This is a genomic window from Burkholderia sp. MSMB1498 (assembly GCF_001526245.1).
Classification (GTDB): Bacteria; Pseudomonadota; Gammaproteobacteria; order Burkholderiales; family Burkholderiaceae; genus Burkholderia; species Burkholderia savannae.
This window is the reverse complement of the sequence record NZ_LOYJ01000044.1, coordinates 72,860-91,255: the sequence shown is the minus strand read 5'-3', so window position 1 is coordinate 91,255 and position 18,396 is coordinate 72,860. Positions and strand designations below refer to the sequence as shown.

The following is an 18,396-nucleotide window of genomic DNA, read 5'->3' as shown; positions in this document are numbered from 1 at the left end:
CGGCGGCGAGCCCGCCGATCGGGCGCTTGCACCGATCCTTCAGCCGCGTTGCAGGTTGCTTGCGCGAGCGGCGCCGAAGCGAGGCGTCCCAATCTCGCAGAACCTCACCATCATTCGAGCGACCCCGTCGACCGTCGAACCGCCTTTTCGGCAGCCTCGGCCGACATGATCCATTCGACGATCGACAGTTCGCCGGGATGCGCCGATTGAACGCATGTCGGGCGCGGGCGCGCCCAAGGCCGCGCGCGGGCGGCCGATCCGATTTCGGCGTAGACCGCCGATCACCGGCCCGTGGGGCGGGAAATGCGGGCCGATCGCCGCGCTGCGCCGGCGGCGCAGGGAACGGCGATCCAGGTCGCATCCTTCGCGCGCGACATCCGCAAGGCCATCGGCGGCCTGAAGGGCGATTTTTCACGGATACGGACCGGCGTCGTCGAATCGCCGCGCTTGCTGGCGCGCGAGAGCGCCCCGACGCACGGTCGCCTTGCGCCTGACGGCGCCCCGCCTCGCTTTGGCCGATCCGTTATCCGCTTGCATAGCGCGGCTCAATGAATCGGCGCGCGGCCACGATCGGGCCGCATGAAGAATCGATCATGCCGATTCATTCCGAAAGACTTGATTAAGGCGCGTATCGTTTCGCCCGCGGTATTCCGGATATCCCTCTTCATTGCGCAAACGAAATCTTTCCCGAATTGCGGTCCGGGGCGGACGGCTTCGTTATTCGCCTGTTTTCAGGCTCCGGCAATCGACGGAACCGGCCTTCAATCTTCCGTTTCGGTCTCGACATCGTTTTTTCCGGATCGGGGTCATGGGTTCGTGAGCACGGCAGGGCGGGCGCGCCGCGATTCTCGCCGTGTTTTCGGCTCATGATTCCTCGATCTCGAAAACGAATGCTGCCATCGATTCTTTCAGCTCTTAAAATTCCAGCTGGCCAGCCCGACCCGCATGCCCGACGGGTATTGCTTAATCAGAACAACTATGACTGCCGACATGCTGAGGGGCGTAATTCCTGAATTTGTCGACGCGGAAACCGAACAGACCTTCCGCCGATGCCGCGTGTCGGAAACCGTATATCAGGCGCGGGCCGCGATATGGGTTGCGGTCATTGCCGCGCTCTCTTTTGCGCTCAACGACATCAGGCAGGCCGGATTCGAGCTCGAGTCGGCCATCCAGTTCGGGCTGCGCTTCGCCGCGGTCGTGTGGTCGGCATGGCTGCTGTTGCGGTTGCGCCGGCCGATAGAGGCCCCCGCGCTCCATTGCCTGCTGCTGGCTTGGGCGATCGTCATCGATCTGCAGGCGATCGCCGAGGGTGTCGCGAGCCCGTCGAACTTGCTGGTCATGCAAACCGTGCTGTTCGGGCTCGTGACTTTCCTGCCGCTGCGCTTCGTGACGAGCGCGATCAACGGCGCGTGCTTTGCGGTCGGGCTCATCGCGATACTGCGATGGCGGTGCGCGGCGATGTCGCTGCTCTGTCCGATGTCGATCGCGATGGGTTTCGCGCTCGCGACGGGTTTGCAACAGCTCTGGCGTGTCGAGCGAATGCGCCGACGGGAATTCGCCCGCGTGCGCAGCGACGCCCATCAACGCGAGGCGCTGCAGCGCGCCAAGGACGCGGCCGAAGCCGCCGACCGAGCCAAGACGAGATTGTTGGCCGTAGTCAGTCATGAGGTCCGCGTGCCCATGAACGGCGTGCTCGGCTCGCTGCAACTGCTCGAGGGCTCGCGGCTGGACGCGATACAGCACCGTCAGGTCACTATCGCGCGAGATTGCGCCGAACATCTGATCGGCCTGCTCGACAGCATGATCGATTACGTGCGGCTGGGCGTCGTGGTCGAGGCGCCGGTTTCGACCGATTTCGATCCTCGGCAACTGGTTCAAGGCGTCGCCGAATTGATGCACGCGCGTGCGTTGGCCCGGCAGACAACCATCGACGTCGTCGTCAGTCGTGACGTGCCGCAAGCGCTGCACGCCGACGCCGGCCGCCTGCGCCAGGTGCTGATGAATCTGTTGAGCAACGCGGTCAAGTTCACCGAGCGGGGGCGCGTCGGCGTTTCGTTGGCCATGCGTGGCCGCGCGGCGGACGAGCTGCAACTGGAGATCGCCGTCGAGGACACCGGAATCGGCATTCCGGAAAACATGCTGGCGCGGATTTTCGATGACTTCGCTCAGGCCGACGAATCGATTGCACGCCGCTTCGGCGGCGCGGGCCTCGGGTTGGCCGTGTGCCGGCGCGTCGTCGGCATGTTGGGCGGCGCGATCACGGTGGCGAGCGAGCATGGCGCCGGCAGCCGGTTCCAGGTCGTGGTGCCCGTGGCCGCGGCGGCCGCGGCGACGCCGCCGGATACGCCCGCGTCACCTCCGTCGCGGCGGCTGAAGCTTCTCGTCGTCGACGACGATCCGATCAACCAGATCGTGATTGGCGGCCTCCTGACTCAGGCGGGCCACGACGCCATGCCCGTGGGCAGCGCGGAGGCCGCGCTCGCGCAAACCGCTCGCGAGCATTTCGACGGCGTGTTCGTCGACCTTCACATGCCGTTCGTCGACGGCATCGAAACGGCGCGTCGCATACGCGCGCAAGACGCGCGCGAACAGGCGCGGCGGGAGATGCCGATCGTCGTGCTGACTGCGGATCTCGTTGGCGTGCACAGCGCCGGCGCGGCCGATGTCTTTACGTCGGTGCTGGTGAAGCCGATCCGGCGAGATGCGCTGCACCGGGTGCTCGAGACAGTCGGCGGCACGGCTGTCGCGCGGCCTCGACCTTCGGACAAGATCTGGCCGACGGACGCGGCGGTGGATCTCGCTTGTCTGAGCGAGCATGCCGACGCGCTCGGCGCCGCCGCGCTCGGCTGGCTCGTGCATCAGTTCAGGCATGCGGGGCGACGTTTGCTGAACGAGCTCGGCGAAGCCGTCGCGCAGCGCGACGCATATCGAATCAACGCGCTTTCACACCGGCTGACGAGCTCGGCGGCGGCATTGGGGCTCGCGAGACTCGGGCGTCTCGCCGAGCGGGTGAAACGGGCGGCCGCTCGGGACGACGCCTCCGAGCTTGCCGCACTCGTGGTCGCGCTCGGCATCGAATTCGAACACAGCTTCGACGCATTGCGCAAAATCGCGCGCGAGGCGCGCGGTGCGCGGCGCAGTCGTCAACTGCCGCGATTCACCGCGGCATCGAGCCGGTAGCCGATCCCGACTACCGTGCCGATCGGGCAGCGCATCGTGCCGGCGTCGTCGGACATCTTGCGGCGCAATCGGGCGATCAAGGTGTCGACGCTGCGCGAGTCCGCCGTGTGCTCGCGCTTGCTGACCACTTCGAGCAGATACTCGCGCGTGAGCGTCGCGCCGCGAACCATCACGAGCGCGGCCAGCAGATCGAATTCGCGCGGGGTGAGGGGCAGCACGGCGCCGCCCGACAGCGCGAGTTCCCGGCGCCGAAGGTCGATCAGCCAGCCGCCGAACGTCAGCACCGAGTCGACAGGCGCGATCTCGCGATACAGCCGTTGCCGGCGCAGCAGGGCGCGCACGCGGGCGAGCAGCTCGCGCAGTCGGATCGGCTTGGTGATGTAGTCGTCGCCGGCGGTTTCCAGGCCGAGGACGCGATCGATGTCGCCGTCGCGTTGCGTCACGAAGATGATGCCCGCGGCGCTGTGCTCGCGCAGCTCGCGGGCGAGGGAGATGCCGTCGCCGTCGGGAAGGTTGATGTCGAGCAGCAGCACGTCGGCTGGCGCGGCGCGCAGCGCCTCGCGGGCTTGCGCGACATTGTCGCTGGTGAGGAGGTCGAAGCCCGCGTCACTCAGATAGCGGGCCAGCATCGTGCGGGTGATGGGGTCGTCTTCGACGACGAGGATGCGGCCCGGCGAAGCTTCCATGGTTTCTCCTTCGGGATAACCAATTCAGGCAATCGATTCGCGGATTGAAAAAATTCGGTTCCGATTCCGCCGTTGACGTCAGCCGACACATTGTCCGCCGTCATGTTACGCGGAGCGCGCAATCGAATGTTCGACGTTCGCCTGCCGCCGCACGGCAGCTTGCCGCTGTCACGGCTCTGTCGCTGCGTGACGCCGCGCCCCATGTGAACAACGATTGACAACGGCTCGCTCGTCTCATTCGGTGGCGCGCGCGGCTTGCATACTTCATGTACTCGCGATGGCGCGCGGCTACGCCGCGCCGTCATCGCGACACGCCAATGAATCACGCGAGGGAGACGCCAGATGCGGACTGTTTCCGGATTCGACATCACGCAGGCAGGAGCGCCCGCCCGCGTCGGGCAAGCGATGAAGTTCGGCATGCGCATCTCGATGCCGGGATGATCGAAGTCGTCAACGCGCGAACGAGGCCATCGACGTGGAATCGCTTTTGCGAGGCGTCTATCGTCCCTATCGGACGTTCCCCGATCTGCTCGAATCGTTGGTGCGCGCATTCGTTCGGCAACTGGGCGTGGGGAGCGCGTCATTGTGGCTGCGCGGCGTGGGCGTCCTGCAGTCGAATCGCAACGGCGAACTGTTCGATCTCGCATGGCTCGACGAGACGAACGTCGACGAACATACTGCGCCGGACGAGCATTCGGCGCGATTCCCGGTCACATATGCGGGCGAGCAACTCGGCACGCTGCGGCTGAATGCGCGGGGCGGCGCCGGCCGTTCGGACGCGTTCGCCGAGTGGGGGGCCGCCTTTGCGCATCGCTGCGCGCTGCTGTGCAAGCGTTACGACGTGCAACGGTGGGCCCAGCAGCGTTTGAGCCGCAGCTTGCTGCTGGTGGGCATGTCCGAGCCGTTGCACCGCGTCGAGGTTTTCGTCGAAAAGGCGTCGTTCAGCACGTTGCCCGTGTTGCTCACCGGCGAGTTCGGCACCGAGAAAGCTCCGTTGGCGGCGGCGCTGCATTGTTGCGGCCCTCGGCGGGACGGGCCGTTCATCGAAGTCAATTGCGCCGATCCTGCCGGCGAGCCGGCGCAATGGTTCAAACAGGCGGCGGGCGGCACCCTGTTCTTCAACGGCATCGACGAGCTCGCGCCCCGGCTTCAGAACCAGTTGCGCCAGCATCTGCATTCGCGCCTCGGGCAATGGCTGGTGGTGCCGGACGAGTGCGAGGTGCGCGTGGTCGCGTCGACGACCTCCGATCTGCGACGATGCGTGGAAGAGGGGCGATTCTCGCAAGCCGTGCTGGCCGAGCTCGATTTCCTGTCGGTGACGGTGCCGCCGCTTCGCCTGCGCCAGGACGACATCGCGCCGCTGATCGTCGCGGCGCTCGAACATCATGGCTACGTCGCGAAGCGCAAGTGCGGCGACGCGCTGCTCGAGATTTGCCGGCTCTATGCGTGGCCGGAAAATCTGTATGAACTGGAGCGCGTGATCGCGCGTCTTGCGGTCATGACGGGCGATGCGGCCATCGGCCGCGCGGATGTCGCGCTTCACGTGCCGTGGCTGATTTCTCAGCCGCGCAGCGAGCGCGCCGGCGCGACGCGCGTTTCGGATCGCGACGACGACATGTCGCCGCGCGCGACGGAGCCGGACGCCGCCGCATTGCGCGCTTCGGCGACGCCTGCCCACTGGGCCCGGTGCGCGATGATGCGCAATGGCGCGGAGCTGGCGCGATTGCATAAGGCGCTGCGCAAGGCGCTGCTGTATCTCGGCGAACATTACGCCAATCCGGTTTCGATGGAGCAGCTGGCGCAGCATGCGCACGTGAGCCCGTCGCATTTGAGCTACCTGTTCCGTCACACGCTGAATGTCGCGTTCAAGCCGCTGCTTCAGCACATTCGCATCGAGAAGGCGAAGGAATTGCTGATGCGCGACGACTGTCCGCGCGTGACCGAAGTCGCGCTGAGCGTCGGCTTCGGCGACCTGAGCCACTTCGAAAAGAGCTTCAGGCGCATCGTGGGGTTGAGTCCGCGCGAGTTCAGGGGCTCGATTGCGTGACGTGCCGCTGCCATCGCGATACGGACGGGGCGGACGGGTCTTTCAGCTTCGACGCGCTCAGGTCCACCTGCATCGTTGCGGGCATCAACACGCAGTTTGCAGGTGCTGCCACGCCATCGCGCCTGGGTAGCCGCAACCGGCAGGCGAGCTGCAGTGGGCCGGGGAAGATGTCGGTGTCGAAGCCTGCGTAAAAGGGCATGGCCTTGGTCCTTTTCCGACGAGCATGTCGATCGATGTGTCGCGCGAGGCGACACCGCGCGGCCTCTGCGGCCACCACCGATCAAATCACGGGGAGTAGCGTTTTCAGCGCCTCGTATTGTCGCGAGATTGCCTGGCGAACCAGGTAGTCCTCGATCAGAGCCGCAGCGACTTTGCGTTGCGCGGCGATTTCCGGCAGCGATGCGTAGTCCAGATCGGGATCGACCGGGTCGCGCCGGAACGGCGCCTCGCCTCGCGTTGCAGTGGTAACGGACAGATAAGCGATTGCCTTGCCCCCATTGAACACCACCATCGTCGACTCATGGGTGACACCGGTGGCGCGCGGCACGCTATAGACTCGAAAACGCACCGAGTTTTTCCGCCGAGCGTTTTGGGCGCCGGCGGAGCCTGAATCGAGCAATGTCTGGAACAACGCGAGTAGCACATCCACTTGCACCTTGGTGGCCACGCGAATCATCATGGCCTGAAACACCCCCGAAAAGCCAATCTTGCTCGGTGACAGGTATTCGTTCTGTTCCAGGAAGCCGATTAACACCAGGTCGTCGCTGAACGCGGCTTCGAGTATGCCCGCGGCGACGGCGGGGGGAAGCCTCTTTATCGCGTCGTCGAACCATCGCCTTAATTGGGCCCGCTCCTTGTCGAAGCGAATCGGCAACGTCAAGCTGACATGGCCTTTTCGATCGAAACAGCCTTCCTGGCTCGCTGCGCTGTCGGCAATCCGGTCCATCAAGTTGCGGGCCAGGCGGTAGGCCGGATCTTTATTCCCCAAGATGTCTTCCTTCTGCTTTTCATCCTTGACGTGATCTTTGATCTTTTCGGTGACTGTGCTGTTGGGTTTAGGAAACGGCGTGTGGCGATCGATTACCTTGGCCATCTCGCCGTCGCTTGCGCCAGCCATTGCGCTAAGTGCGTGGATGATGTCTTGCCACTGACTCGCGTCACCGTTGTCCCAGATTAGTTTGAAGCGCGTAAAACGTTTCGCGAGCTTGTCCTGATGATGCGAGCTACCGTCTGCGATCTCGCACAGCATCGTGGCGATTTCTCGCAGGTGATACATGATGTTCGGCAACGGCAGCTTCACGGGCCCGTGGGAAGGATTGGTGCCGTCAGGCATTTTCACTCCGACATCGTATTTTTCGATTTCGATTAGCCCCTGCGCCAGTTCCTCCCAGACCGTCACCGCCTCGATCGTGTCGCGCCGCGGCAGCGTGACGTCGATCAGCTCCATCAGCACCGGCTTGCGAATATCCCCCACGTTCTCTTGACGGACCGGCGGTTCGTGTTGATCCAGCTTCGCGTGCCAGGTGTAGCCAAGCCGGTGCAGGATGAATGGTCGGATTGCGTCATTGAGCAGGATGCCGGGAATGCGCTTTTGCTCTTGGGTCGACATGTTCGGATCAGATATCCGGCGCTGGTCGTTGGTCCAGAGCCCGAGACGCTGCTGGTCGAACACCCGCCGCAGCGATTGTGGGTCGTCGTATTGAAGCGTATAGGCTGAGCATTTCCCTCCATCGAGCGTGGCTCGCTCGTCTGTCCAGCGGTTGCCCGTTTCTTTGACGAATTCTCCGGCTACCGACGCGATTTCTGCGCCGGCTTCGATCATGGTGTTCATCACCAGTTCTTCCAGAAGGCCATAGATGATGGCCTGCAGCGGCACCGGCGCCCAAGGGTCGACAATGATCTGCGTATCCCAGTCTGATGTACCGCCGCCGTATTGCTTAGCTTCCGCCCCAGTCGGATTCCGTACGCATTCGAAAGCATTGCCGCCCTTCATATAGAACTTCACCAGGTCACGGTTCGGGGCTAGGCAGTACTTGTCTTGTAGCGATCGGTTCAGTTGGGCAATGTCGGTGTCGATTTTCTGCAGCGCCGACAAGACGCATTCACGGATAGCCGGCGTTGCGATGGGGTGAGGCGTTGCCGTATTGCCGTCAGGCTTTGCCACATTGTTGATTTGCGTGGTCAGCCAGGCGCTCATCGCGCGCCGTGCCGATCGCTGGTCGTGCTCTTCTTTCATACGTGCTCCTAAGCTAAACCGCCGATGGCGGCACTCGACGAATGCCGCCGCAGCGTGGCGAGTTCTTCGTCGACGGCCGGCAAGCCCCCGGCCTCGTTCCGTCGCGATTTGATTGCGGCCTGGCTCGTTACAAGGTTGCAAGCTGAACGCGCACCTCTCTCGAAGTCGGGGGTATCCATGCGCTACTCCACCCGCCCCGCCGCAGCCGCCATCGCCTGCTCGGCCAGTCGCTGCGCTTCTTCGACCGCGCGAGTCTCGGCCTCGCCGGCTTGCCGCGACGCGTTCGCCACGGCGGCTTCGCTCGCGGCCGCACCGCTTAGCGCGGCCGCGAGCGCCTGTTCCGCGAGCTTTGCCGCCTCGTCGAGCGCGGCGTGACCGCCGTCGGCCGCGCCGGCGTGCGCCGTGCTGCTCAACGCGGCCCGCATCGCCTCGTCGCTGGCCGCGACCGCGTTGTCGACCGCCTCTTGCGCCTGCGTTTCGGCGATCTGCGAAATGGACTCGGGCGGGTTCGTCGCCGATACGTTGCGTTGAGGTTTCATCGCTTGCCTCGCTTTTTCGACGCCGCAGCCGCAACGCCGGAAACAGCATCGGCCTTTCCGGTCGCGTGCAACGCATGCAGCGATTCCAGCAGCGCCTGTCTGGCTTCCATCACCATCTGCTCAGCCTTCGCGCGCGCTTCCCTGCGCATGTCGGCGACGACGGCGCTCGCGCTCGAGAAGTCCGGCGGCGCGTCGGCCGGCGTGATGCGCGGCGTGATGGGTGGCGTGATGGACGGCGCGACGCCGGACGGTGCCGACACGCGCAGCCGGTCGGCCACCGTTTGCGGATCTTCCATTCGTTCGGATACCTCTTGAATCGATATCTTGGGAATGCTCACGATGCGTTCTCCTGTTCTGTGGACGCTCGGTCCGACTCGATGGTCGCAAGCGCCGCCGGCGCGGCAGGTCTCGCGCCGAAGTCGCTCAGTGAAATCACGCCGTTGCCGCTCAACTGCAATTCGGCGCGCAGCTGCGCCGACTCGACGAGGAACAGACATGTCGCGCCATCCTGGCCCATCGTGCCGCGCTCGGGCTGGTGGGCCGCCAGAAACGACTGCGCCGCATGCATGAAGAGATCGACGATGCGCTTGGCCGCCTCGCCGGTCTCGCCCTTGTAGGCGGTGTGCTGGACGATCTGCTGCGCGCCCTGCGACAACCTCGCAAAACCCACCAGCCGGCCTTGAGCGAGCCAGTTGCGCACCGTCTGCGCCACTTCGGACGGCCCGGCCAGGCCCTGTACTTGCGGGCAGTCGAGCGCGCCGAACAGAACCCGCAGCAACGCTTGCGAAGCGTCGGTGGCCGCGGCATCGCGTCGCTCGGGCGTGGCGGCGCTGCTGTTCAGTTGTTCCGCATAGTCGAGATAAAACCGATAGAAGTCGCAGAACTCGTGCACGGTGCGCGCCTGCTTCAACGCGAACGACGCCGCTTCCTGCTGCAACGGCTGTTGCCTCGTGCTCTGCGGCAGGTGCATGAGGTTCGTGACCGCGAGGCTTTCGTCGAAGCCGAGCGCCTGAAACAGCGGCGCCGATTTGACGCCGAGTTGTGCGAGAAAACTGACGCCCGCGGCCAGTTCGTCGCGTGTGACGAGACCGTGTTCCGAGAGAATCTTCGCGACTTGCGCGGCCACGACGGAGGAGCCGTCGCCGCTTTCGGCGCGCGCGAGGACATTCAGGTCGGCCAGGCTCAGCGTCATGAGCTTCACCGGACTGACCATCAGCCCGAGTTGCGGCAGCAGCGTATGCCGCGACACGTGCAGCCCCTGCTGCACCGTGGCGATCAGCTCGGTTTCGTCCGCGAAGGCGTAACGCGCCGTCGGCGCGGTGGCGGCCCAGTCGAGCCACTCGGTGCCGCCGTCGACGAACTCGAGCGCCCGCTTTCCGATATCGGACAGCGCGTCGGGCTGCGGTATCAACTTGCCGGCAACGGATACGGTCATGGCAATGCTCCTTGGTCGGACTGCGGGTGCATACCGTCCGCTTCAGCCCGCCGGGAAGCCCTTGAGCACGGTCGCGGCGACCGTGCCGATCTTCGCGTAGTCGTCGGTCGCGGACTTCATCATGTCCTGCGCCTGGGTGAGCGCCGCCGCGTATTGCGGCTTGCCGGTGGCGAGGAACTGCGCCATCGCCACGCCGGCGGCCGTCGTCGCGATCGTGGTGATGTTGCGCAGCGCGTCGGTCGCGTCCTGTACCGCGAGCGCGGTCGATTGGGCGACCGACTGGTAGGCCTTGCCCGCGCCGCTCGTCAGCACCACCTGCGGGCTCATCGTCGCGAGCTGGCTCTGGTTGATCACGTCGATGACTTGAGAGTTCACCTTCGAGGGGTCCATGACATTTCCTTCGGTGTATTGAATTGTTCAGCAATCCGCATGAACCCCGTCAGCTCTTGCCGCTCGATCCGCCGTGGATCGGCGTGTCGCCGCCGGGCTTCGATAGGGCCGCCGTGACCGATTGTGCGAACTGATCCAGCGCATACTCGGCGTCGCCCGCGTCCTGCGCGGCCGTGTCGGCCGAGACCTTCAGCTCGTCGAGGGCGGCCTTGGCTTCACCGAACGCGGTCTCGCCTTCCTTGACGGCCGCCTCCACGACGGAAACGGGCGACAATGATTCGTCGGGGCCCGGCAGCGGATGCACGTCGGGCGGCGGCGTCGGCGCGGGCGGCGGAGGCGGCGGCGGGACCGGGAACGGCACGGCGAGGATCTTCGCGCACGCGGCCGTCAGCGCGGCCGAATTGATCATGCCTGCGCTTTGCTGGCGGCTCACCGCGTTGTGCATTGCCATGCCGAGCGTCTCCAGCAAGACGGCGTCGAGCATGCCGAACGCTTGTGACGGCGCTTGGCCGGTCGTCAGCGTGACGACGTTGCTGACGGCGTCGACGATTTGACTGTTGACGGAGCTGTCATCGGTGCTCATGACGGTTAGCTTCCCTGTTGGCTTCCCTTTGCGATGATCAAGGCGAGAACCTGAGTCGTGGCCGCGCCGGCGATGACCTGGCCTCGCTGCTGATTGGCGACGGCATTGCTCATCGCGATGCCGAGGCTGTCGGCCATCGCGAGATAGGTCATTGCCATCGCGACTGCGGCCGTTTGACCTACGGCGAGCTCGGGCATCGCGCAGACCGGTTCAGCGGAATACTCGATGGCTGGCGCGCGCGGCGCCCGCGTACCCCGGTGCGTCGGCCGCGGGCGTCACGCGTGGTTATTTCAGGCCGAGGATTTCCGCGGTGGCGGCGCCCGTGGTGCCCGTTTCCACCGTCAGCAGCGTGGACACGGCCTGCGTGGTGGACGCCTGCATCGTCACGTACGATTGCTGCTGATTGTTCGTGGCGTTGTGGGCGGCGTTCGACAGCGCCTGGCTCGTCGCCACGTACAGGTTGCCCATCGCGACGGATGGCGCGTCGCCCAGTACCTTCGTGTTGACTTGCGAGACCGAATCGGTGATCTGGCTGTTGACTGAAGTGGGAAATGCCATGATTCATACTCCTTAATATATGGATGACGAGGCGTGGTGATCGACGCAGGACCCTCAGCCGAGGATCTTCTTGGTCGCCATTGCCGTACTGCCGGTATCCAACGAGTACAGCAGCGCGACGCCCATCGTGGTCGCAGCCTGCGCCGTGACGTACATCTGCTGTTGCGCCAGGGTCGCGTTGTGTGCCGCGTTGGCCAAGGCCTGCGCCGTGGCCTGGTACAGGTTGCCCATCGCAATGGACGCAGACACACCCAGCACCTGGGTGTTCGCCTGGGTCACCGAATCGGTAACCTGGTTGTTGACGGCGGTGGGAAAGGCCATGTGCTCAACTCCTTGGTGTCAACGGTCGCCGGCAGTCCTCAAGTGCCGAGGATCTTGGTGGTGGCGATCCCGGTCGTGGCCGTGTCGAGCGAATACAGCGTCGCGACGCCCATCGTGGTGGCGGCTTGCGCCGTGACGTAGCTCTGTTGCTGCGCGTAGGTCGCGTTGTGCGCCGCGTTGGCCAAGGCTTGCGCTGTAGCCTGGTACAGGTTGCCCATCGCGATGGCCGGCGCGTCGCCCAGCACTTTGGTGTTGGCCTGGGTGACGGAATCGGTGATCTGGTCATTGACGCTGGTCGGAAAAGCCATGTCGGGCTCCTCAATGAATTAGGCTTGGGCGATCAGCTGCCGAGGCCGCGAACGCCGGTGCTCAGGATGTCCTTGGTCGATACGCCGGTGGCGGCGGTGTCGAGCGAGTACAGCGTCGCCACGCCCATCGTGGTGGCGGCTTGAGTGGTGACGTAGCTTTGCTGCTGAGCGTTGGTGGCGTTGTGGGCGGTATTGGCGAGCGCTTGCGCCGTGGCCTGATAGAGGTTGCCCATCGCGATCGCCGGCGCATCGCCCAATACCTTGGTATTGGCCTGGGTGACGGAATCGGTGATCTGGTCGTTGACGCTGGTCGGAAATGCCATGGTTGCTCCTTGATGAACATGAAGCTGCCTTTCGGCGGGATGTGTTTTCGGTACGAACCCTGCGTCGCTTGGTAGGTCCGTGAAAACATCTTAGGAAAGCAACCGTGGGCGCAATTGGTGCGATCTACGGAAAACGCGGCGCCGAATCGGAAAAACGGTCGTAATCGGCCGAATGAACGGGCCGCGCGGATCAGCGAATTCGCCGTGTCGGCCTCGATTTCCGTCGTGGAGCGAATTGCGGCGTGCGGAAAAAGCGCCGATTTGCGGGGGAAGTTCCGATTGGATTCGGGCGGACGTGAAAGGGCGCCGCCGGCCGGATAAGAAGTCTCGGGTGGTCTCGGGTGCCGCTTCGATGGCCGGCGGCGCGGACGATGCGTGAACTGGCGGCCGGGACGTCTTGCTTCGACGCAGCGTCATGCGATGTGATGGTTTGCGGCGGCAGCGGCGGTGGCAGCGGTAGCGGTGGCGGCGGCGGCGGCGGTGGTCGCGGTGCGGTGGCGGCAACCGCAACGGCAACCGCAACGGCAACCGCAACCGCAACCGCAACCGCAACCGCAACCGCAACGGCAACGGCAACGGCAACGGCAACGGCAACGGCAGAGGCAGAGGCAGAGGCAGAGGCAGGCGGCCTCGGGTTCCCCGCTCGATTCCGGCGCGGGAAGCGGAGCCCGGTCGAATCCCGGTTTGCGACGCGTGCAAACGGGCGACGCCGGAGCCGCCAAGTCGTCCACGCGTAATGAGTCAGGGGAGGAAAAGTCGGGGCGATGCGCGTCGCCGGATTCGGGGCAATCGGGCGACGGGAACATGGGGCGCCGGGCAGGGCAACGATTCACGCGCATTCCGCCGCGCTCGGGACAGCCATCGTCCGGCGCTCGCGCGCGAGTCAGCTTGTGGCGTCCGAGGGATGAGCGGGGACGACGAAGGCGCCGGCAGGCGGCGCGAATGAAGCCGATTCGCGATATCGATCGTCGCGAATGAGCACGATCGACGCCGGCTCGGCTTGCTTCGAGAGCCCGTGCCGACGCGCGAGCCGCGCCCGGCGATCGAGGGGCGTATTTAGGGCGCGGCCGTCGCGACGCGGCCGTCCGGCCCGTAAAAGCCGTTGCGCTGCGGCGCGGCGCGCAGCACGGAGAGCGTGCGTTCGTTGTAGTCCATCCGAATGCGGATCAGCATTCCGTTGATCGCGTTCGCGTGGCGCGCGCGCTCGGCCGATTGCTGCAGCAACTGCCAGCCGTTCGCGAGGCGCGCGTCGGTTTCGGCCGCGCGATCCATTCCTTTCTTGCCGGCCGGCAGGCCGCGCGACGCGAGCAGCGTGTCGCGCTGGCGTTCGAGCTGCGCGAGCTTTTCGATCAGCTCGGTTTTCCTGTCGACGATGCCCGGCAGCGCGTCGATCGGCGATGCCGTCGTCAGCGCCTTTTCCTCGTAGGCGAGCAGGGACGCGAACGCTTCGATCGTCGCGTGCTCGTCGTTGACCGTGGCCAGCAGTTCGTCTCTCATCTCGTTTGGCTCGACTTGGCGGCGCGCGGACCGTCCGTGCGCCGTGTTACGCATTCCGTCGTCCGGCCGTGAAGCCGGCTCAGCTGTTGCCCGTTTGCGGCGGCTGCTTCAGCAAATCGCGGGCGGTCTGCAGGATTCCGTCGGCGATCTTGCCCGTGTCGATCGACAGCGTGCCGTTCTTGATCGCGTCCCGGATCGCCTCGACCTGCGCGGTATCGATGTCGGCGCTGCCCGAGGCGGCCAGGCCGCGCAGCGTCGACGACAGGCCGGACAGGCTCACGTTCGCATCCCCGCCCGTCGGCGCGCTCGCGGCGCCGGCAGGCGCCTGAGCCGCGGCCGGCTGGCCGGCTTGCGTGCGAGCCGTGCCCGCACTGGCGTTCGACAGCGTGCGGGCGTTCGAAGTAGTGGTGGAATCGACTTTCACGATGGTGTTTCCTGTACGGGTTTGACCACGATAACGGCAAGGCCGGCCCGAACTTTAGCACCCGTTTTTCGGTAAATCCCTGAATCAACGAAAGTTTGCAATCTTAGAGGGGGATCTCGACCGTCGCGGCGTCCTTGACGATCGCCGTGACGATCTGGCCCGCCGCCATCCGCACCCGCACCTGCTGGCCGGGCGCCGCGTTGTTGAGCACGCTGCCGTCGGCCGAAATCGTGAATCCCTGCCCCGACGCGACGACCCGCACCGTCTGCCCGATCGACACCGACGCCGCGCTCTTCAGCAGATCCTGGCGCAGCGGCAGCCCGGCCGCGACGCGCGTGAGCGCGGTCGCGCCGACCGCCTGCTGAGGATCGGTGATCACGGCGAGCGGCAGCGTCGTCAGGTCGCCGTCGCGCGCGACGAGATCGGCGGCGGACAGCGTTTCGCCGGGCGCGATCTGGCGCGCCGCGATGTAATAGGTCGCCTGGACGGCGAGTTTCGCCTGCAGGTAGATCGTCCACGGACGCTCGCCCGCGCAGCGCACGCCGACCGTCGTGCGGCCCCACAGGCGCGCGCCCGACGGCAGGAACGGCTCGAGCGTCGTGCATGCGGCGAGGCCGCGCGGGAACGCTGGCGCGACCGTGATGGTGGTCTTGCCGGGCAGGCCCGCCGCCTGCTGTTGCAGGAACGCGAGCGCCGCGCGGCGGATCGTTTCTCCGTCCTGCTGGCCGGCCGGAACCGGAATCGGGGCCGGAATCGCAACCGGGGCCGCGGCGGCCGGCGCGGCCGGGGTTTGCGCGCCGGCGGCCGACGCGGCGGACGCCGCCGTGCGAAGCGGCGCGGGACGGGCCGGCAGCGCGCGCGGCGCGGGCTCCGCGCGCAACGACACGGGAAGCACGCCGCTTCGCGTGGCGGCTGCGGCTTGCGCGCGCCGCGCCTGCCACGGCTGGGCGGTTGCCTGCGCGTTGGCGGGCTGGCCGGCGGACGCGCCCGCGTCCCGTGCGACGACCGTCGCGACCTGCTGCGCATCGGCCGGCGCGCGCGGCGCGGCGCCCGCGCGGAATGCGGGATTGGCGCCGGCGGCGACGCTTGCCGCCGGGTTGTTCCGATTCGCGGGGATGGGCGCGTTCGCGCCGCCCGGAGGGGGCCATCCGGCTCTCGCTGACACCGTGCCTGCCGAAGGATTCGATCCGGCCGTCGGCGATGCGGAGTTCGCGCCCCCGGAATTCGCGCGCCCGGAATTCGCGCCCCCATTGCGCGCGCCTGCCGGCGCGGCCGCATTCGCTTGCCTGCTCCACCCGACGGCGGGCGGTGCCGCGATCCGGTCGCTCGATGCGGCCGGGCTCGGTTCGATCACGATCGGGCCGTCGTTTCGTTCGGCTGCCGTCGCGGGGCGGGCAGGATCGTCCGATCCCGCGCCGGTCCGGCCGGCCCACACGGCGGCCGCCTGGGCGGCGGCCTGCGCGTTCCACGCGCCTGTGCCCGCCGCATGGCCCGTTCCGTTCCGGCCGGCCGCGCCCGGCGTGCCGGCCCCCGCGGCGTTCGCCGCGTTCGCGAGCGCCGTCTCCGCCGATTCGCCGCGCCCGGGAATCACGATCATCCCGCCGTCGCCCGCCTGTTGCGCGAGCGCGCCGCACATCCAGCCCGCCAGCGCGAGCGCCGCCGCGAAGCGCGTGCGCGTCGCGCGGCCTGCGTCAGTCGTCATCGCGCCCTCCTCGAAACCGTTTGGTACGGGTTGCATTCTAGGGATGGGCGAGCGCCGGCAAACCGCGAATAGAGGGGCCCTTTGCCGGTTATTCGCCCGATTGCCCGTTGCGTCGCCCGCCTACCATGCGTCTCATGGAAAAAAGCCTCTTTGGCCGCCCGTGGTCGAGCGACTGAGCGTCGCGGTCGATCGCGGGCGGCGAAGGAGCGGCGCATCTTCAGACGGAGGCTTGCAGATGCTGGACAAACTCGATGCCGAATTCGCATTCGGCCGCCAGGCGCTCGACGTGCGCGCATATCGGCAGGAACTGTTGTCGTCGAACATCGCGAACGCCGACACCCCCGGCTACCGCGCGCGCGACGTCAACTTCTCGTCGACGCTCGCCCGCGCGCTCAAGCAGGACGGCGCGGCGAGCGCCGGCAACGCGGCGCAACTGCCGCTCGCGCAGCCGGCGGGCGTGACGGGCGGGATGTCGATGGCGACGACGTCGGGCGCGCACCTCGCGGGCAACGTGAAGCTGATTCCGACGGGCGGCCCGAGCGACGACTACGGCCGCGCGCAGTACCGGATTCCGCAGCAGCCGGCGCTCGACGGCAACACCGTCGATCTCGACACCGAGCGCGTGCAGTTCGCCGACAACGCGGTGCATTACCAGGCCGGGATGACGGTGATGACCCAGCAGATCAAGACGATGATCGCCGCGATCACGTCGAATTCGAGTTCGTGACGCGCCGCTTCGGCGCTTTTTCCCGCGTGTCGCGCGCGTCACGGGAAACGGTTGAATGAGCGCGCAACGCGATAAGGAGTACGCATGCCTTCGTTGATGAACATTTTCGATGTCGCGGGTTCCGCGATGTCGGCCCAGTCGCAGCGTCTGAACGTGACGGCGTCGAATCTCGCGAACGCCGACAGCGCGACGGGCCCCGACGGCAAGCCCTACAAGGCGAAGCAGGTGGTGTTCGCGACCGCGCCGATGGGGCGCGCGCGCACCGCGTCGGGCCAGGGCGTCGGCGGCGTGCAGGTGACCAAGGTGATCGACGATCCGTCGCCGATGAAGACGACCTACGACCCGTCGAACCCCGCCGCCGACCAGAACGGCTACGTGACGATGCCGAACGTCGATCCGGTGCAGGAGATGGTCAACATGATTTCCGCGTCGCGCTCGTACCAGGCGAACGTCGAGACGCTCAACACCGCGAAGCAGCTGATGCTGAAGACGCTGACGATCGGCAGCTGACGCGCGGCTTTCCATCGACCGAAACACGCATAGCAGAGAAAGGCGAACCGGGATGACATCCTCCTTTACGACCATCGGCAGCAGCGGCACCACCGTGAACCCGCTGCCGTTCGACACGATGAGCTCGAACAGCCAATCGTCGAGCACGACGGGCACGAACGCGGCGAGCGGCACGAGCGGCGCCGGCAACGCCAGCGGCACGAACGGTACGAACGGCGCCGGCGGCACCGGCGGCACGAACGCGAACATCAACGTCGCGAGCTCGCTGTCGACGACGTCGGCGGCCGACCTGCAGACGACGTTCCTCACGCTGCTCGTCACGCAACTCAAGAATCAGGACCCGACGAGCCCCGTCGACAGCTCGCAGATGACGTCGCAGCTCGCGCAGATCAACACCGTGAGCGGCATCGCGCAGCTGAACACGGCGCTCACGTCGCTGTCGTCGCAGCTCACCGCGGGCCAGCAGACCCAGGCGGCGATGCTGATCGGCTCGAACGTGCTCGCCCCGGGCAACACCGTGCCCGTCAAGAGCGGCGCGGCCTCGCCGTTCGGCGTGCAGCTCACGAGCGCCGTGTCGAACCTGACGATCACCGTGAAGAACGCGTCGGGCGTCGTCGTCAACACGATCAACGCGGGCGCGCAGTCGGCGGGCACGGTGCCGTTCAACTGGACGCCGACCGACACGGCCGGCAACGCGCTGCCCGACGGCACCTACACGATCAGCGCGAGCTACACCGACACGTCCGGCAAGCAGTACGCGCCCACGACGCTGTCGTCCGCGCAGGTGCTGAGCGTCGTCAAGCAGGCGGACGGCACGCCGGGGCTCGTGCTGTCGAACGGCTCGACGGTCGGCTTCAGCCAGGTCGCGTCGATTTTCCCGAACACGAAGAGCGCGTCGAACGGCAGCTCCTCGTCTTCCACCAACTAATC

General features: G+C 66.4%; 21 protein-coding genes. 5 read left to right on the top strand and 16 right to left on the bottom strand.

Annotated features, from left to right (window positions below; genetic code table 11):
* The first annotated feature begins 945 nt into the window (after positions 1-945).
* Complete coding sequence (locus WS91_RS08515) at positions 946-3,180, top strand: ATP-binding protein (RefSeq protein ID WP_231752003.1); 2,235 nt, start codon at positions 946-948, stop codon at positions 3,178-3,180.
* On the opposite strand, the gene WS91_RS08510 is transcribed toward WS91_RS08515, so the two are convergent.
* Positions 3,144-3,866: a response regulator transcription factor gene (locus WS91_RS08510; RefSeq protein WP_059670111.1), complete on the bottom strand. Its 723-nt coding sequence runs from the start codon at positions 3,864-3,866 to the stop codon at positions 3,144-3,146. The two genes, WS91_RS08515 and WS91_RS08510, sit on opposite strands and share 37 nt — an antisense overlap.
* Before the next feature lie 475 nt (positions 3,867-4,341).
* On the opposite strand from WS91_RS08510, the gene WS91_RS08505 reads away from it, so the two are divergent.
* Positions 4,342-5,913 carry a helix-turn-helix domain-containing protein gene (locus WS91_RS08505; RefSeq protein ID WP_059670110.1) on the top strand — a complete coding sequence of 524 codons (1,572 nt, stop codon included), beginning with the start codon at positions 4,342-4,344 and terminating at the stop codon, positions 5,911-5,913.
* Here WS91_RS08505 and WS91_RS36740 read toward each other — a convergent pair.
* From WS91_RS36740 to flgA, 15 genes are all read right to left on the bottom strand, one after another.
* Complete coding sequence (locus tag WS91_RS36740; RefSeq protein ID WP_059670109.1) at positions 5,894-6,112, bottom strand: hypothetical protein; 219 nt, start codon at positions 6,110-6,112, stop codon at positions 5,894-5,896. The genes WS91_RS08505 and WS91_RS36740 overlap by 20 nt on opposite strands.
* A gap of 81 nt (positions 6,113-6,193) precedes the next feature.
* On the bottom strand, positions 6,194-8,149 hold the full coding sequence (locus WS91_RS08495; RefSeq protein ID WP_231752002.1) for a hypothetical protein: 1,956 nt from the start codon (positions 8,147-8,149) through the stop codon (positions 6,194-6,196).
* A 182-nt stretch (positions 8,150-8,331) separates the two neighbouring features.
* Positions 8,332-8,688: a hypothetical protein gene (locus WS91_RS08490; protein WP_038748441.1), complete on the bottom strand. Its 357-nt coding sequence runs from the start codon at positions 8,686-8,688 to the stop codon at positions 8,332-8,334.
* Positions 8,685-8,966: a hypothetical protein gene (locus WS91_RS08485; RefSeq protein ID WP_226383081.1), complete on the bottom strand. Its 282-nt coding sequence runs from the start codon at positions 8,964-8,966 to the stop codon at positions 8,685-8,687. Before WS91_RS08485 ends, WS91_RS08490 begins: the two co-directional genes overlap by 4 nt.
* Before the next feature lie 56 nt (positions 8,967-9,022).
* Complete coding sequence (locus tag WS91_RS08480) at positions 9,023-10,123, bottom strand: hypothetical protein (RefSeq protein ID WP_059670108.1); 1,101 nt, start codon at positions 10,121-10,123, stop codon at positions 9,023-9,025.
* A gap of 42 nt (positions 10,124-10,165) precedes the next feature.
* Positions 10,166-10,513: a hypothetical protein gene (locus tag WS91_RS08475; protein WP_038748436.1), complete on the bottom strand. Its 348-nt coding sequence runs from the start codon at positions 10,511-10,513 to the stop codon at positions 10,166-10,168.
* Between the two features lie 49 nt (positions 10,514-10,562).
* Positions 10,563-11,096, bottom strand: coding sequence for a RebB family R body protein (locus tag WS91_RS08470; RefSeq protein WP_059670107.1), 534 nt, complete (start codon positions 11,094-11,096; stop codon positions 10,563-10,565).
* A 5-nt stretch (positions 11,097-11,101) separates the two neighbouring features.
* On the bottom strand, positions 11,102-11,293 hold the full coding sequence (locus tag WS91_RS08465; protein WP_038748432.1) for a RebB family R body protein: 192 nt from the start codon (positions 11,291-11,293) through the stop codon (positions 11,102-11,104).
* Between the two features lie 88 nt (positions 11,294-11,381).
* Positions 11,382-11,654: a RebB family R body protein gene (locus WS91_RS08460; protein WP_006024227.1), complete on the bottom strand. Its 273-nt coding sequence runs from the start codon at positions 11,652-11,654 to the stop codon at positions 11,382-11,384.
* Positions 11,655-11,708: 54 nt separating this feature from the next.
* Positions 11,709-11,975: a RebB family R body protein gene (locus WS91_RS08455; RefSeq protein WP_038748430.1), complete on the bottom strand. Its 267-nt coding sequence runs from the start codon at positions 11,973-11,975 to the stop codon at positions 11,709-11,711.
* Positions 11,976-12,013: 38 nt separating this feature from the next.
* Positions 12,014-12,283 (bottom strand): RebB family R body protein, encoded by a 270-nt coding sequence (locus WS91_RS08450; RefSeq protein WP_006024229.1) that lies wholly within the window; start codon positions 12,281-12,283, stop codon positions 12,014-12,016.
* Between the two features lie 32 nt (positions 12,284-12,315).
* Complete coding sequence (locus WS91_RS08445) at positions 12,316-12,606, bottom strand: RebB family R body protein (protein WP_006024230.1); 291 nt, start codon at positions 12,604-12,606, stop codon at positions 12,316-12,318.
* A 1,056-nt stretch (positions 12,607-13,662) separates the two neighbouring features.
* Positions 13,663-14,157 carry a flagella synthesis protein FlgN gene (locus WS91_RS08440; protein WP_161788665.1) on the bottom strand — a complete coding sequence of 165 codons (495 nt, stop codon included), beginning with the start codon at positions 14,155-14,157 and terminating at the stop codon, positions 13,663-13,665.
* Positions 14,158-14,182: 25 nt separating this feature from the next.
* A complete protein-coding gene (gene flgM / locus WS91_RS08435) occupies positions 14,183-14,527 on the bottom strand; it encodes a flagellar biosynthesis anti-sigma factor FlgM (protein WP_038748426.1) in 345 nt (114 codons plus the stop codon).
* A 103-nt stretch (positions 14,528-14,630) separates the two neighbouring features.
* Positions 14,631-16,229, bottom strand: a complete 1,599-nt coding sequence (gene flgA / locus WS91_RS36735; protein ID WP_059670106.1) for a flagellar basal body P-ring formation chaperone FlgA — start codon at positions 16,227-16,229, stop codon at positions 14,631-14,633.
* Between the two features lie 235 nt (positions 16,230-16,464).
* On the opposite strand from flgA, the gene flgB reads away from it, so the two are divergent.
* From flgB to flgD, 3 genes are all read left to right on the top strand, one after another.
* Positions 16,465-16,956, top strand: coding sequence for a flagellar basal body rod protein FlgB (gene flgB / locus WS91_RS08425; protein ID WP_038748422.1), 492 nt, complete (start codon positions 16,465-16,467; stop codon positions 16,954-16,956).
* Between the two features lie 84 nt (positions 16,957-17,040).
* The gene (flgC, locus tag WS91_RS08420; protein WP_038748420.1) at positions 17,041-17,466 is read left to right on the top strand and encodes a flagellar basal body rod protein FlgC; all 426 of its coding nucleotides are present in this window, start codon (positions 17,041-17,043) and stop codon (positions 17,464-17,466) included.
* 52 nt (positions 17,467-17,518) lie between these two features.
* Positions 17,519-18,394: a flagellar hook assembly protein FlgD gene (flgD, locus tag WS91_RS08415; RefSeq protein ID WP_059578202.1), complete on the top strand. Its 876-nt coding sequence runs from the start codon at positions 17,519-17,521 to the stop codon at positions 18,392-18,394.
* Positions 18,395-18,396: the final 2 nt, after the last annotated feature.

Excerpts from the sequence above, each read along its gene's own strand:
- WS91_RS08515 (WP_231752003.1), top strand. The coding sequence starts at position 946 with ATGCCCGACGGGTATTGCTTAATCAGAACAACTATGACTGCCGACATG.
- WS91_RS08510 (WP_059670111.1), bottom strand. The coding sequence starts at position 3,866 with ATGGAAGCTTCGCCGGGCCGCATCCTCGTCGTCGAAGACGACCCCATC.
- WS91_RS36740 (WP_059670109.1), bottom strand. The coding sequence starts at position 6,112 with ATGCCCTTTTACGCAGGCTTCGACACCGACATCTTCCCCGGCCCACTG.
- WS91_RS08495 (WP_231752002.1), bottom strand. The coding sequence starts at position 8,149 with ATGAAAGAAGAGCACGACCAGCGATCGGCACGGCGCGCGATGAGCGCC.
- WS91_RS08490 (WP_038748441.1), bottom strand. The coding sequence starts at position 8,688 with ATGAAACCTCAACGCAACGTATCGGCGACGAACCCGCCCGAGTCCATT.
- WS91_RS08480 (WP_059670108.1), bottom strand. The coding sequence starts at position 10,123 with ATGACCGTATCCGTTGCCGGCAAGTTGATACCGCAGCCCGACGCGCTG.
- WS91_RS08475 (WP_038748436.1), bottom strand. The coding sequence starts at position 10,513 with ATGGACCCCTCGAAGGTGAACTCTCAAGTCATCGACGTGATCAACCAG.
- WS91_RS08470 (WP_059670107.1), bottom strand. The coding sequence starts at position 11,096 with ATGAGCACCGATGACAGCTCCGTCAACAGTCAAATCGTCGACGCCGTC.
- WS91_RS08465 (WP_038748432.1), bottom strand. The coding sequence starts at position 11,293 with ATGCCCGAGCTCGCCGTAGGTCAAACGGCCGCAGTCGCGATGGCAATG.
- WS91_RS08460 (WP_006024227.1), bottom strand. The coding sequence starts at position 11,654 with ATGGCATTTCCCACTTCAGTCAACAGCCAGATCACCGATTCGGTCTCG.
- WS91_RS08455 (WP_038748430.1), bottom strand. The coding sequence starts at position 11,975 with ATGGCCTTTCCCACCGCCGTCAACAACCAGGTTACCGATTCGGTGACC.
- WS91_RS08450 (WP_006024229.1), bottom strand. The coding sequence starts at position 12,283 with ATGGCTTTTCCGACCAGCGTCAATGACCAGATCACCGATTCCGTCACC.
- WS91_RS08445 (WP_006024230.1), bottom strand. The coding sequence starts at position 12,606 with ATGGCATTTCCGACCAGCGTCAACGACCAGATCACCGATTCCGTCACC.
- WS91_RS08440 (WP_161788665.1), bottom strand. The coding sequence starts at position 14,157 with ATGCGTAACACGGCGCACGGACGGTCCGCGCGCCGCCAAGTCGAGCCA.
- flgA (WP_059670106.1), bottom strand. The coding sequence starts at position 16,229 with ATGACGACTGACGCAGGCCGCGCGACGCGCACGCGCTTCGCGGCGGCG.
- flgB (WP_038748422.1), top strand. The coding sequence starts at position 16,465 with ATGCTGGACAAACTCGATGCCGAATTCGCATTCGGCCGCCAGGCGCTC.
- flgC (WP_038748420.1), top strand. The coding sequence starts at position 17,041 with ATGCCTTCGTTGATGAACATTTTCGATGTCGCGGGTTCCGCGATGTCG.
- flgD (WP_059578202.1), top strand. The coding sequence starts at position 17,519 with ATGACATCCTCCTTTACGACCATCGGCAGCAGCGGCACCACCGTGAAC.